Raw genomic sequence first — 13251 nt, 5'->3', positions numbered from 1 at the left:
CAGTGACTCGAAGAGCAGTGATTCGAAAAGCAGTGACTCGAAAGCAGTGAGCGGTGAAGCAGATGAGCACAGAGCTGCCGGCGAGAGTCGACATCGATGAATTGCGGAAGTTGTTCCTGTTCGAGCGGTTGACCGACGATCAGCTGGCCAAGCTGGCCGGCAGCGGGGCGATGAGCCGCTTCGAGCAGGACGAGTTCGTGGTGCGGCAGGGCGATCCCGCCGAGTGCTTCGCCGTCCTGGTCGAGGGCGAGGTGCAGATGATCCAGGAGACGGTCAGCGCCGGGACCGTCGCCATGCCGCGCACCTCCCAGCCCGGCGTGTACGGCGGCGCCACGGCCGCCTACCTCGGCGACCGGGCGCCGCAGACCTACCAGCACTCGCTGAAGGCGACCGCGCCCTCGCGGATGTTCCTGCTGCCGGCCAGGAAGTTCGCGCACGTCGTGGCCGAGTGGTTCCCGATGGGGATGCACCTGCTCGACGGGCTGATGTCGGGTGGCCGGGCGCAACGCGAGGTCATCGACCGGCGGCAGCGGCTGACCGCGCTCGGCACGATCACCGCGGGGCTCACGCACGAGTTGAACAACCCGGCGGCGGCGGCCGTGCGGGCGGTCGGCGAGCTGCGCTCCCTGATCAGGACGTCGCGCATGCGGCTCGCCCAGCTCGCCGAGGACGGCATCCCGCCCGAGCGGCTGCGCGCGATCATCGAGATGCAGGAGCGGTGCACCGCGGCGGTGGGCACGCTTCCGCCGCGCAGCCCGATGGAGATCTCCGACGCCGAGGAGACACTCGGCGACGCGCTGGAGGAGCTGGGCGTCGAGGACGCCTGGGATCTGGCTCCCGCGCTGGTCAGCGCCGGTTTCGCCGATGAGCACCTGGCGAAGGTGCGCGACAAGGTGGGCGAGCGGCACGCGCCCGCGGCGCTGCGCTGGCTGGCGGGCGCGGTCGAGATCTCGCAGATGCTCAGCGAGGTCACCGAGGCGACCGAGCGGATCACCTCACTGCTCCGCTCGGCCAAGCAGTACTCCCAGATGGACCGCGCGCCGTTCCAGGTCTGCGATTTGCGCGAGCTGCTCGACAGCACGGCCGCCATCTTCCGCGGGAAGATCCCGCCGGGCGTCACCCTGGTCACCGACTACGACCCGACGCTGCCGCCGGTCCCCGCCTACGCGGGCGAGCTCAACCAGGTGTGGACCAACCTGATCCACAACGCGCTGGACGCGATGGGCGAGGAGGGCACGCTGACGATCCGCACCGCCTACGACGAGGACGAGGCGATCGTCGAGATCGGCGACACCGGCCACGGGGTGCCCGAGGCGATCAAGGACCGGATCTTCGAGCCGTTCTTCACCACGAAGTCGGTCGGCCAGGGGACGGGGCTCGGGCTGGACATCGCCTACCGGATCGTGGCGGGGCGGCACGGCGGTGAGATCAAGGTGCGGTCGGTGCCCGGCGAGACCTGGTTCGAGGTGCGGCTGCCGTTGCGCGAGCCGGCCACGGTGCCGGCACCGGCCTGAGCGCGCCGGAAACGCTCCGCTCGCCCGGCCCTCGACGAGCGGGTGCCGGTCCCAACTCCGATCGTCCTGCCCCGGACGAGCGGGTCCCGGTCCCAACTCCGATCGTCAGCGACGGGACCGGGCCGTCCACTCGGCGAGACCGGCTTCTGGGCCGGGGCGATCCCAGTTGTTAGGCTCGGCAGCCAAGTAAGCGCTTCCTTTCGAGGTGGAGGGGTCCCATGCACTGCGATCCACGGTTCTCGCGCGTCCAGGAGGTGTTCGAGCGCCACTTCGCCGACGGAGAGGAGCTCGGCGCGGCGTTCGCGGTCTACCTCGACGGCGAGCTGGTCGTGGACCTGTGGGGCGGTGTCGCCGACCGGCACACCGGGCGCGCCTGGCGGGAGGACACCTCCGCCTACGCCTACTCCTGCACCAAGGCGATCACCGCCACCGTCCTGCTGCGGCTGGTGGAGCGGGGGCTGGTGGACGTGGACGCGCCGGTGGCGGAGGTGTGGCCGGAGTTCGCGGCACAGGGCAAGGAGGCGATCACCGTCGGCCAGTTGCTCACCCACGAGGCCGGGCTCCCGGCGCTGGAGGAGCCGGTGCCCGTGTCGGAGTTCGAGGACCATCCGGCCATCGCGGACCGCCTCGCCCGGCAGCGGCCGCTGTGGGAGCCGGGGACGGCCCACGGCTACCACGCGCTCACGTACGGGTTCCTGGTGGGCGAGGTGGTGCGGCGGGTGACCGGCAAGTCGGTCGGCGAGCTGGTCGCGGCGGAGATCGCCGGGCCACTCGGGCTGGACATGTGCCTGGGCGCCTCCGACGCGGTGATCGCCCGCGCCGCCCGCCTGTCCAGCGGTGAGCGCCGCTCCGCCTCCCCTGCGGGAGCCGTGCCCGGCCCCCGGCCGGCGAAAGCGGGCGGCGGCACGGACGGCGGCACGGACGGCGGCACGGACGGCGGCACGCCGGGTGGCGCCGGTGCGGCGCTCAGCGGGCTCACGGAGGCGCGCGGCGACGTCTTCACCCGGATGGCGCGGGCCGCGCGGGACCCGGAGAGCCTGATGAACCGGGCCCTCGGCAACCCTCGGATGCAGGCGCTCGACGGCGGCGCGAACAACCCGGTCATCCTGCGGGCGGGCTGGCCCGCCGCCGGCCTGGTCACCACGGCCAAGGGGCTGGCGGGCTTCTACCGGTCGCTGATCGCGGGCGACGTGCTACGTCCCGAGACCCTGCGCGACGCCGTCCGCCCGCGCGTCGAGGGCCCCGACCGGGTGCTGTACGTGGACAGCTCGTTCGGCCTCGGCTACATGCGCCCGTCGATGACGTTCTTCGTGCCGTCGGCGACGGCGTTCGGTCACACGGGCTTCGGCGGCTTCCTGGGCCTGGGTGACGAGGAGCGGGGGCTGGCCGTCGGCTACGTGATGAACAAGATGGCCGACGCCGTCTCCGGCAGCCTGCGGGCGTTCCGCCTCACGGAGGCCGTCTACCAGGCGCTGTGACCGCACGGCGCTCAGTGCATGGTCACGCCGCCGCTCACCGACAGGATCTGCCCGGTGAGGTAGGCGGCGCGTTCGGTGCACAGGAAGGCGACGAGCCCCGCCACGTCGGCCGGGGCGCCGAGGCGGCGCAGCGGGATGCCCCGGGCGATCCGGTCGACCAGTCCGGGTTCGGCGGCCGACACCCGGCGCAGCATCGGGGTGTCGGTCGGACCGGGGCAGACCACGTTGGAGGTGACCTCGGCCCGGGCGGCCTCCCGGGCGAGCGTCTTGGCCAGGCCGAACAGGCCCGCCTTGGTCGCCGCGTAGGCGCCCTCGCCGCCCGAGCCGGCGCGGGCCCCGTCGGACGAGACGAACACCAGCCGGCCCCATCTCCTGGCCGTCATCCCGGGCAGCAGCAGCTTGGTCATCAGCATCGGACCGCGCAGGTTGACCTGCCACATGAGGTCCCAGTGGGCGGGGTCGCTCTCGGTGAACGGCTCGACGATCGAGACCCCGGCGTTGTGCACGAGGATGTCCACCTCGCCGCAGGCGCCGCAGAACCGCTCCACGGACTCGGGCGAGGTGAGGTCGACGGCCATCGGGACCGCTCCGGCCAGCCCGGCGGCGACCTTCTCCGCGCCCGGCAGGTCGACGTCGGCGATCACCGTCCGGGCGCCCAGTGCCGTCAAATCGGTGGCGATGGCCGAGCCGATGGCGCCCGCGCCCCCGGTCACCACGGCCGTCCGGCCGTCCAGTCGCATCCCGTCCATCACGGCAGCCCTCCCCCGGCTCCGGGAGGCGCGGCTCCCGGCTTCCTGCGCCCCCAGCCCCGCCCGAGCGCTTGCTCGGGCAAGCGTACATGCGCCCCATTACCGTACAAGACGGTAACAGCGGGTGATATGCGGCGACTTACGGCGAAATATCTGCCATCGTGACAACCGGAACCCCGGGTGAGACCGTCGAACCTCAGGACGGCTGCGTGATGGGGGTTGGACTTGGTCCCTGGTTACCGCGAAGTACGCCAGCTGGGCGCCAGCCACACCGGCCGCGTCTTCCTCGCCACCTACCAGTCCACCGGCGCCTACGTCGCGATCAAGTACCTGAACGCGACGCTGCGCAGGGACGCCGAGTTCATGGAACGCTTCCGGGTGGACGCCCCCGCCCTGGTCGAGATCGACGATCCGAACGTGGTCAAGCTCTACGAGTACGTCGAGACGCAGACCAGGGCCGCCGTGGTCATGGAGCTCGTCGACGGGGTGTCCCTGCGCACGCTGCTGGACGAGCACGGCCGGACCAGCCCGGAGGCGGCGCTGGCACTGCTCAAGGGGACCCTGCTCGCGCTGGCCGCGGCCCACGACAAGGGGGTGCCGCACCGGGACGTCACGCCCGGGAACGTGCTGGTCCAGGCCGACGGCACGACCAAGCTGGGCGACTTCGGCGTGGTGGTGCACGCGGAGGAGCCTGGGGTGCCCGCGGGCAGCCCGCCGTACATGTCGCCCGAGCTGTGGACGCGGGGGCAGGCGGGGCCGCCCGCCGACCTGTACGCGGCGGCCTGCGTGCTGTTCGAGGCGGTCAAGGGGCGGCCGCCGTTCCGCGCCGACGATGTCCCGGGGCTGCGCGACCTGCACCTGGCGGAGCCCGTGCCGCTGGAAGTGGTCCCCGACACGCTGCGCGACCTGCTCCGGCGGGGGCTGGCCAAGGATCCGGCGCTCAGGTACGCCTCGGCCCGGCAGTTCGCGGCCGAACTGGAGGAGGACGCGGTCGCCGGCTACGGCCCCGACTGGGAGCAGCGCGGCCGTCGTCACCTCGCCGAGCTGGCCACGCTGCTCGCCCTGCGGTTCCCGCTGGCCAAGGCCGGCAGCGGAGACGGCCCGGCACCGGTCACCGTCCGCGAGCGGCTGTCGAAGGTGCCCCGGCTGCCGCCCCACCTGTGGATCGCGGCCGCGACCGTGCTCGCCGTACTGGTGACGCTCATGCTCTCGGGCGGCCAGCTGCCTCCCGGTCCCGGGACGGTGCTGATGCCGCGGCCCGAGACGGCCGGCGAGCTCGACCCGGCCGACGACACGACCCCCGCGCGTTCCACCGAGGAGAGCGAACCTCCCACCTCCTCCGCGCCCGCGCCGACCGCCTCCCGACCGGCCGGCTCGCAGCCCGCCGTCCCCACGCCCACCGCGATCCGCACCGGCCCTCCCACCGCGCCGCCCACCACCGGTCCTCCCACTGGCCCTCCCACCACCGTGCCCACCGCCACCGGGACCGCCCCGGGCCCCACCGCCCGGCGCAGCGCGAACGCGCGTCCGGTCGTGCGCGCCGCCGCCATCGTCCAGTGGAGCGGCTCCGCGGGCGAGGTGCGCGTCACCGCCGACGGCACGGGCCCGGTCCGGCTGCGCATCACCTACACCGTGCGCGAGGGCGACGGCCCGGCCCGGACCGTCGGCGAGGAGGCGCGCACGCTGACCGGACGGACGCTCTACACCAGCGGCGTGACCCGCGCTCCGGGGAGCGTGGCGTGCGGCGTCACCACCCACTTCGGCATCGTCGTGCTGACCGAGCCCGCCGCCGGCAACGGGCCGCAGGTCAGTGAGGCGGCCGTGGACGGCGCCGCCTGCCCGGCCACCCCCACCCGGCCGACCGGCCCGTCGCCGTCACAGGACGCCACCTCGGCTGCCCACACCGCCTCGACGAAGCCAGGCGAGGAGCCGACCGAGGAGCCGCTCTCCCTGCCCACCGGCTCCCCCGTGACCGAGCAAGCGTCCTCCCTGCCCACCGGCTCCTCCCCCGCCGAGCTCATGGACGGCGGTGACCTTGCCGGAGGACCAAGCGTTCACTAGCTTGGCTAGCGATGATCGGCTACACCTGGGGCCGTACGCCGGCATCGAGGTACGGAAGATCGCGGCGGCGGTGTCTCCGTCCGCCGATCGATGCAGGCGGCCTCGGTGGCCGTCGCGGCGGGAGGACGACATGGGTCTGCTTGACGGCAAGGTGGCGTTGATCACCGGCGGCGCGCGCGGCATGGGCGAGGCCCATGTGCGGCTGTTCCTGGAGGAGGGCGCGTCGGTGGTGTTCGGCGACGTGCTGGACGAGGAGGGCAAGGCGCTGGCCGCGGAGACGGGGGCGACATACGTGCGTCATGACGTGACGAACCCGTCGGAGTGGGAGCGGGCCGTCGACACGGCCGTCTCGACCTACGGCAAGCTCGACGTGCTGGTCAACAACGCCGGGATCCTGAAGTTCCGGCGGATCAGCGAGATGACGCTCGACGACTTCGACCGGGTGATCGGCGTCAACCTCAGGGGCACCTGGCTCGGCGTCAAGTCGGTCATCGAGCCGATGAAGGCCGCCGGCCGCGGCTCGATCGTGAACATCTCGTCGATCGAGGGCTTCGTCGGCGCCGAGGGCCTGTCGGCCTACGCGGCCTCCAAGTTCGGCGTGCGCGGGGTGACCAAGTCCGCCGCCCGCGAGCTCGCGCAGTTCAAGATCCGCGTCAACTCCGTCCATCCAGGGGCGATCAACACCTCGATGGTGATGGACCCGGAGATCATGGAGGCCGTGGACGCCGACGCGTTCGTCAAGTCCATGGTCATCAAGCGCTTCGCCAAACCGGTCGAGGTGTCACACGTGGTGGCGTTCCTGGCCTCCGAGCGGTCCAGCTATTGCACGGGCAGTGAGTTCACCGTGGACGGGGGCCTGCTCACCGGCGCCGGCTACTGAAGCCCGCCACCCCGCGCCGCGGTCAACCGTCCTGTCCGGTGACCGGCGGCGGCCAGCCCGCGTCGCCGGGGGTGAGCTGGGCGGGGTCCGTCGGGTCTCGGCCGAGCCAGGCGGACGGGACGATGAACAGGCCCGTCGCCTCCACCAGCGGCGTGCCGTCAGGCAGCGCGATGCGGCCGTCGGCCCAGGTCTTGCGGCCCTCCGCGCGGGTGTATTCGGCCGTCGCCACGAGCGGCCGGCCGTACGGCACGGGGGCGCGGTAACGGATGGTGAGCGTGCCGGTCATGCTCGCGAACCCGGCGACGGCCACCGCCTGGCCGAGCAGGTGGTCGAGCACCATGGCGCTGATCCCGCCGTGCACCAGGCCGGGAGGCCCCTCGTGCAGCGGCCGGAAGCTGATCTCGGCTCGCACCCCGCCCTCGGGCGACGCCTCGATCACCACCGGCGGGGCGTACGGGTTGGCGGCGCCGGTGACGGCGTTGCCCAGGTGCCGGACCGTTCCGCCGGGCCCGATCTCGAAGGGCTGCGGGGTGCCGCGGCGGACGGCGTTGAGTCGCTCGGTCAGCGCCGTCAGCTCGGCGGTGACGGCCACCAGCTCGCCCTCGCCGACATCGGTGACCGCCACCGCGTCCATCAACTCGCGGGTCTGCTGCGCGAGCACGCACAGCGCTGCGAGCCCGCTCTCCCCGGTGGTCACCTCGGTCGTCATGAGCCCATCCTAGAACACGTTCTACCGAATCTCGTTCACCGAGAGAACATGGTAGATCTTTTACGCATAAACCGACTTTGCGGGGACATTTCTGGCAAGCTCTTGACCTGCACCTTCACCCACCTTGAGAGTTTTACCCTCTCATGACGCGTGCTTGACCTGCCGTTTTGTCACGGTAGCCTCCTTCATCACGGAAGAGTACAGGCCTCCGGATTGTCACACCTGTCCCGGGATACCCGCTTTACCCAGGATTGGGGTGGTAAACCCGGTCTTGCCCGGAAGGTTCCCCCGCACGTCCATGACGCCAGAGACGAAGAAGTTCATCGACCTTCTCGAGAGCCAGCTCGGCTACTCGGAGAAGTCCGGCGCCTACACCAAGTTCGGCGACTGGTACGGCAAGAACGTCGAGTTCGACGCCGACTACAGCTCCGCACCCTGGTGCGACATGCTGCTCTCGTGGGCCGCGCACAAGCTCGGCTACGAGGAGTGGATGGGCCAGTTCGCCTGGACCGTCGGACACGCCAGATGGTTCAAGAAGAACGACGCCTGGGGCCGCAAGCCCGAGCCCGGCGCCTTCGTCTTCTTCGACTGGGGCGGCTCCAACTCGATCGGCGCGATCGACCACGTAGGCGTCGTGACCAAGGTCGAGGGCAACACGATCCACACCATCGAGGGCAACATCGACGGCGGCGTGCTCAAGCGCAAGGAACGTGACACCAGCAAGGTCGTGGGCTACGGCTACCCGGCGCGGATCAAAGAACGCCTCGACCAGCGGCTGGTCGAGCAGCAGGCCAGGGAGAACGCCTCCCGCGACCGGGCGAACCAGCCCACCACCGAGAACTCCCCGGACCTCAGCCGGCTGCAGAACGGTCCACTCAGCTCGCTGATCCCCTACTCCGAGGTCCAGCAGGAGCCCCAGGCCGGCCTGAACGCCCAGACCAAGCCCTCCCAGAAGCGCCGCGACGAGGTCCCGCAGGCGGGCGCCAGCGCCCCGGCCGCCCCTCAGGCCCAGGCCGCCAAGCCCCAGTCGTCCGACACCTCCCGCACGAGCGCCGCCAAGCCCTCCACCGGCACCGGCACCGGGCAGACGGTCAAGAAGGGCAAGCACGCCAAACCCGCCACCGCCGACACCAAGGCGGTGACCAGCGAGCCCCTTCCCGTCCTCGTCGACGCCTCCGCCTCCCATCCGGCTCCGGCGCTCGGCTCCCCCGCCCTGATCGGCTCCGCCCTGGTGGCCGCCCTCGCCGTGCTCGCCGTCGCCAAGACGAAGCAGCTCCGCGTACGGCCCTTGCTCGCCGTCCCGTCACCGGTGGCGCCCGCCCGGCGCGGTCACCACCGCCGCAAGCCCCGCACCGCCATCCGGGCCACCGCGATCCTGGCCGCCCCCGCGCCGGCAGCCGTCGAGCCCGCCACGCCGCTCATCGCCGAGCCCGTCATCCCGGCACCGCTCGTTCCCGTCGGGGTCGCCCTGCCGTTCGCCCCGGTCGTCGTTCCGGACATTCCCGAGGCGGTCAGCGCCTTCGACGCGTTCACGCCGTTCGCGGCGCCTCAGCGCGCCACCCGCGAACTCCGGCCCGTCGCGGCCGTCCCCTCGCCGGCTCCGATCCGGCGCCCCTTCGAGAGCCCTATCCGCACCCGCCGCCCCTTCGCGGTCCTGGACGACGCCTGGCAGGAGCTGGACAGTCTGTCGCGGCCGTCGCACGCCCATCGGAGGGACAGCGGCTACTACGGCCGTCGCCGTCGCAGCGGCCACCCGGTCGAGGAGCCCGCGGCCTTCACGCCCGACGCCCCGCTGCGCGGCCGCCGCCACCGCACCTCCGACACGCATCGCGCCGACATCCACCGAATCGAGCCGCACCGCATCGAGCCGCACCGCACCGACATGCACCGCTCTGAGCCGCACCGCGCCGACCAGCGCTGGTCCGACCCCCGCTTCTCGGACCCCCGCCGCGCCGACCTGTCCCCTTGGCCCTCGCCCCGCCGACTCGACTCCCACCGAACCGACTCCCACCGGGCCGAGCCATACCGGGCCGACCCCCACCGGACCGAGCCGTACCGATCCGACCCCCACCGGGCCGACCCACTCCGTACGGACCAGCCGCGCACCGACGCCTATTGGGCGGACGCCCTGTGGCCGATCCCCTCGGGCGTCGACGGCGGCCGGGGCAGCGATCCCTGGGTGATTGAGCGCCCGCAGGCCGTATCGCGCGGACGACGTGACCGCGTGGCGGACGCGTACGTCGATACCCACGTCGGCGCGGACACCTACGCCGGCGCGGAATACGCGTACGCCGGCGCGGACGCGTGTTCCGACGAACCGCTCACGCGAGCGGCCACGCCACGCGGACGCCGCCACCGCGTCACGTCCCATGCCATCGCCACACCCGCCCTGGTGGCCGCGACCGGTCCAGGCAAGGACAAGGCCTCCCGCCGAGGCCGTCACCGCGCCTGACCCGTCCCCCGGCGGTCAGCGCTGGAAGGCGCGGGAGAGCGCGGCGAACCTGGTCTCCACGGCCCTGCGGCTCAGCTCGGTGGCCGGGATCAGCGCGTCGAAGCCGTGGAAACCGCCCGGATACAGGTGGAACTCGGTCGAGACCCCGGCCTGGACGAGCCGCCGGGCGTAGTCGAGGTCCTCGTCCCTGAACACCTCCAGCTCCGCCACGTCGATGAACGCCGGAGGCAGCCCTGACAGATCCTCGGCCCGGGCCGGCGCGGCGTACGGGGAGACGTCGTCGCCGCCCATCCGGTCGCCGAGCAGGGCGGTCCAGCCGAAGAGGTTGGCCTCGCGGTTCCAGAACGCGGACTCGGTGAACTCGTGGCTGGACGGCGTGGCGTTGCGGTCGTCGAGCATGGGAGACAGCAGCAGTTGGAAGGCCACGGCGGGGCCGCCCCTGTCACGGGCGAGCAGCACGGTCGCGGCGGCCAGCCCGCCGCCCGCGCTCATCCCGCCCACGGCCAGCCGTTCGAGGTCGATGCCCAGCTCGGCGGCGTGCTCGGCGGTCCACACCAGCCCGGCGTAGCAGTCCTCGACGGGCACGGGGTGGGGGTGCTCGGGGGCGAGCCGGTAGTCGACCGAGACGACGACGCAGCCGAGCCGTTCGACGTAGCCGACGAGGGTGTGGTCGTCCATCTCGGGGGTGCCGAGGATCATCCCGCCGCCATGCACCCAGTAGAAGCAGGGCCACCCGGTGCCGGACCCGGCCGGCTGGTAGACGCGCAGCCGCAGGCCGGGCCCGCCGTCGGGGTGCGGCACGTGACGGTTCTCGATGACGACGTCGCTCTCGGGCGCCGGAATGCCCGCCAGCATCACCTGGAGCCCGGCCCGGTGGCCGGCGATGCTCTCCATGGTCGCGGTGGACGCGTCGAACACCGGGACGAACAGTTCTTCCAGCCCCGCGCGGAGCTCGGGGTCGAGATTGGGATGGGACACCATCGGTTTCCTTCCACGGGCCACGTGCCGCACTTCTTGATGATCGACGCGTTTCGGGGGCAACCGCCGTTCCGTCTTTTTCGCCTACCCGAACGAGACGAAACCAGGTACTGGCTCCACGGGAATAGTTGAAAGGCGTACGGTTAACGCATGGCCGCAACCCCAGAAACGATGCACTGGCGGGGAGTGCATCACCTCGCCCTGGTGACCGCCGACATGGACGCGACCGTGCGGTTCTGGCACGGTGTGCTCGACGCCCGGCTGGTCACCACCCTCGCCATCCCCGCGTTCAGGCACTACTTCTTCGAGGTGGGCCCGGGCAACACGATCGCCTTCTTCGAATACACCGACCAGGAGCTCGACAGCTTCGCCAAGCCGGCCGGGGTCCCCTACGCCCGCGCCGCCCAGTTCGACCACCTGTCGCTGCACCTCCCCGACGAGGACGCCCTCATCAGGATGCGCGACCGGCTCAAGGCACACGGATGCGAGGTCACCGACGTCATCGACCACGGCTTCCTGCGCTCCATCTACTTCAGCGACCCCAACGGCATCGCCCTCGAAGCCTCCTGGTGGACCATCGATCCGACCGGCCGGCCGGTGGACCACGCGGACGAGCGGCTGTTCTCCGACCCCGATCCGGTGCCGGCCGTACGTGAGCTGCGCGAGACCGGCGAGCTGGCCCACACCGTGAGCACCCGGCTGGTGGACGGCATCATCGAGGACCTCCGGCGCGAAGGAATCACCTTGGAGCCGTGATTCCGAGTCCCCGATGACACGACCGGAACGGCGCCTGTCCTCATCATCTGAGGACGGGCGCCGTTGTGCGTGAATCATGCTCTCCGTCGTTCGCGGATGAGCTTGCGCACCGGTCCGTCCATGCGTAAGTTGATCACCGCCATTCGATGCCGATGCCCATGGGAATTCTCTCGTCGGCGATCCGAGTCCGGATTGCCGCCCTGGCCGGCTCTCCTTGCGTTATTAGCCCGCACGCCGGACGAATGCGTGCGGGCTTATCCGGAGAGGAAATGATGAAAAGGGCTTTAGGTTCCGTGGGACGCGCCACTGTGGTGGCCACCGCCGCGAGCGCCTTACTCGTCAGCATCACGGGCGTCACCTCCGCGACCGCCTCCGCAGCGGCCTCCGCGACGGTCAACGCGTCAGCTGACACCACGTACACACAGGTGGTTCAGGACGGCGACAACAGCGCCAGGACCACCTTGGCGACCTGTCCTTCACTGTGCGACGGAAACCCCAGCGGTGAGCGCATGGCCGTGGTCGGATTCACGGTGGCGGGGCTGCCCGCCGGCGCCTCGAACATCACGGCGCGACTCGAACTGTATTCATGGACCGCCTTCGCGAGCACCACGACCGCCGTTCACCAGGCGAGCGGCGGCGCGGGCGGCGCCGGGACCTGGGCGAGCAAGCCGACCCTCGGCGCCGCGCTCGACACCAGCACCGCGGTGACGGCGGGCTACAACGCCTGGAACGTCTCGTCGGCGGTGAAAGGCAACGGCGCGGTGACCTTCGCCGTTCGCCAGTCCACCCGAAACACCCGGGTTTACTGGGCGTCCAAGGAGAGCACCAACACCGCCGCGCGGCCACGGCTGGTCATCTCCTACACCGCGCCCAGTCCCACGCCAACTCCGACCCCGACGCCCTCCCCCGGCCCCGGCTGGCGGCTCGTGTGGTCCGACGAGTTCGACGGCACCGCGCTGAACACGGCCAAGTGGCGCGCGCGGGACTCGTACGTCGACTATGACCGCGCCTGCATCACCAGCCGGGCGAAGAACGTCTTCGTCGCGAACGGTTCGCTGACCATCCGGGCGCAGAAGGAGAACTACACCTGCGGCGGCGCCACGCGGCCCTACACCACCGGCTACGTCGACACCATAGGCAAGGCGTCGTTCACCTACGGCCGGTTCGAGGCGCGGATCAAGTCGCCCAACGGACCGGCGAACTCGCGCGGCCTGTGGCCCGCCTTCTGGATGCGGCCCGATGACGGCGGCAACGGCGAGATCGACGTGACCGAGCTTCCCGGCGGCGCGAGCTACTACAAGGCGGCGACGGCGGCCATCTTCCGCGACTACAAGCCCACCAAGAACGACTTCCGCTACACCTTCCCCACGGGTCACCCTGGGGACGGCTTCCACACCTACACCACCGAGTGGGAGCCAGGCGTGATCCGCTGGTACGTGGACGGTCGCGAGATCTGGCGCCGGACCGGCGACACGACGTCGTGGCTGGAGGAGACCTTCGGCGCCGACGACACCTACAAGCGCAAGTTCCACCTGCGACTGAACTTCCAGGTCGGCGGCTGGCTGGGCGACCCCGACGCCGCCACCGTCCTCCCGGCCGACTTCGTGGTCGACCACGTCCGGGTCTGGCAGCGCTGACCCCCGAGCCAAGCCCGACGCAACGCCCGCGGCTCTG

10 protein-coding genes are annotated in these 13251 nt (G+C 71.5%); 7 read left to right on the top strand and 3 right to left on the bottom strand.

Annotated features, from left to right (window positions below; genetic code table 11):
• Positions 1–62: 62 nt before the first annotated feature.
• Positions 63–1514, top strand: a complete 1452-nt coding sequence (locus tag IEY82_RS27460) for an ATP-binding protein (protein WP_189127124.1) — start codon at positions 63–65, stop codon at positions 1512–1514.
• A 218-nt stretch (positions 1515–1732) separates the two neighbouring features.
• Complete coding sequence (locus IEY82_RS27455) at positions 1733–2992, top strand: serine hydrolase domain-containing protein (RefSeq protein WP_189127123.1); 1260 nt, start codon at positions 1733–1735, stop codon at positions 2990–2992.
• A gap of 11 nt (positions 2993–3003) precedes the next feature.
• Here IEY82_RS27455 and IEY82_RS27450 read toward each other — a convergent pair whose 3' ends face one another.
• Positions 3004–3741 carry an SDR family NAD(P)-dependent oxidoreductase gene (locus IEY82_RS27450; RefSeq protein WP_189127122.1) on the bottom strand — a complete coding sequence of 246 codons (738 nt, stop codon included), beginning with the start codon at positions 3739–3741 and terminating at the stop codon, positions 3004–3006.
• Between the two features lie 225 nt (positions 3742–3966).
• On the opposite strand from IEY82_RS27450, the gene IEY82_RS27445 reads away from it, so the two are divergent.
• Together IEY82_RS27445 and IEY82_RS27440 are read left to right on the top strand one after the other, a co-directional pair.
• Complete coding sequence (locus IEY82_RS27445) at positions 3967–5802, top strand: serine/threonine-protein kinase (RefSeq protein ID WP_189127121.1); 1836 nt, start codon at positions 3967–3969, stop codon at positions 5800–5802.
• Positions 5803–5932: 130 nt separating this feature from the next.
• Complete coding sequence (locus IEY82_RS27440; RefSeq protein WP_189127120.1) at positions 5933–6682, top strand: glucose 1-dehydrogenase; 750 nt, start codon at positions 5933–5935, stop codon at positions 6680–6682.
• A gap of 22 nt (positions 6683–6704) precedes the next feature.
• Here the strand turns inward: IEY82_RS27440 and IEY82_RS27435 are convergent, their stop codons facing one another.
• Complete coding sequence (locus IEY82_RS27435) at positions 6705–7391, bottom strand: PaaI family thioesterase (protein ID WP_189127119.1); 687 nt, start codon at positions 7389–7391, stop codon at positions 6705–6707.
• 298 nt (positions 7392–7689) lie between these two features.
• Here IEY82_RS27435 and IEY82_RS39435 point away from each other — a divergent pair, with 298 nt between their 5' ends.
• Positions 7690–9843, top strand: coding sequence for a CHAP domain-containing protein (locus IEY82_RS39435; RefSeq protein WP_225263860.1), 2154 nt, complete (start codon positions 7690–7692; stop codon positions 9841–9843).
• 15 nt (positions 9844–9858) lie between these two features.
• On the opposite strand, the gene IEY82_RS27425 is transcribed toward IEY82_RS39435, so the two are convergent.
• Positions 9859–10824 carry an alpha/beta hydrolase gene (locus IEY82_RS27425; protein WP_189127118.1) on the bottom strand — a complete coding sequence of 322 codons (966 nt, stop codon included), beginning with the start codon at positions 10822–10824 and terminating at the stop codon, positions 9859–9861.
• Positions 10825–10971: 147 nt separating this feature from the next.
• On the opposite strand from IEY82_RS27425, the gene IEY82_RS27420 reads away from it, so the two are divergent.
• Together IEY82_RS27420 and IEY82_RS27415 are read left to right on the top strand one after the other, a co-directional pair.
• Complete coding sequence (locus IEY82_RS27420) at positions 10972–11577, top strand: VOC family protein (protein ID WP_189127117.1); 606 nt, start codon at positions 10972–10974, stop codon at positions 11575–11577.
• A 293-nt stretch (positions 11578–11870) separates the two neighbouring features.
• Positions 11871–13214, top strand: a complete 1344-nt coding sequence (locus IEY82_RS27415) for a glycoside hydrolase family 16 protein (protein WP_189127116.1) — start codon at positions 11871–11873, stop codon at positions 13212–13214.
• Positions 13215–13251: the final 37 nt, after the last annotated feature.

This window comes from Nonomuraea cavernae (assembly GCF_014646355.1).
Lineage (GTDB): Bacteria > Actinomycetota > Actinomycetes > Streptosporangiales > Streptosporangiaceae > Nonomuraea > Nonomuraea cavernae.
The sequence above is the reverse complement of the archived record's forward strand: the minus strand, read 5'-3'. Positions and strand labels throughout refer to the sequence as shown.

What these genes read in the sequence shown, in the direction of transcription:
- IEY82_RS27435 (WP_189127119.1), bottom strand. Translation starts at nt 7,391, where the DNA reads ATGACGACCGAGGTGACCACCGGGGAGAGCGGGCTCGCAGCGCTGTGC.
- IEY82_RS27425 (WP_189127118.1), bottom strand. Translation starts at nt 10,824, where the DNA reads ATGGTGTCCCATCCCAATCTCGACCCCGAGCTCCGCGCGGGGCTGGAA.
- IEY82_RS39435 (WP_225263860.1), top strand. Translation starts at nt 7,690, where the DNA reads ATGACGCCAGAGACGAAGAAGTTCATCGACCTTCTCGAGAGCCAGCTC.
- IEY82_RS27420 (WP_189127117.1), top strand. Translation starts at nt 10,972, where the DNA reads ATGGCCGCAACCCCAGAAACGATGCACTGGCGGGGAGTGCATCACCTC.
- IEY82_RS27460 (WP_189127124.1), top strand. Translation starts at nt 63, where the DNA reads ATGAGCACAGAGCTGCCGGCGAGAGTCGACATCGATGAATTGCGGAAG.
- IEY82_RS27455 (WP_189127123.1), top strand. Translation starts at nt 1,733, where the DNA reads ATGCACTGCGATCCACGGTTCTCGCGCGTCCAGGAGGTGTTCGAGCGC.
- IEY82_RS27450 (WP_189127122.1), bottom strand. Translation starts at nt 3,741, where the DNA reads ATGGACGGGATGCGACTGGACGGCCGGACGGCCGTGGTGACCGGGGGC.
- IEY82_RS27440 (WP_189127120.1), top strand. Translation starts at nt 5,933, where the DNA reads ATGGGTCTGCTTGACGGCAAGGTGGCGTTGATCACCGGCGGCGCGCGC.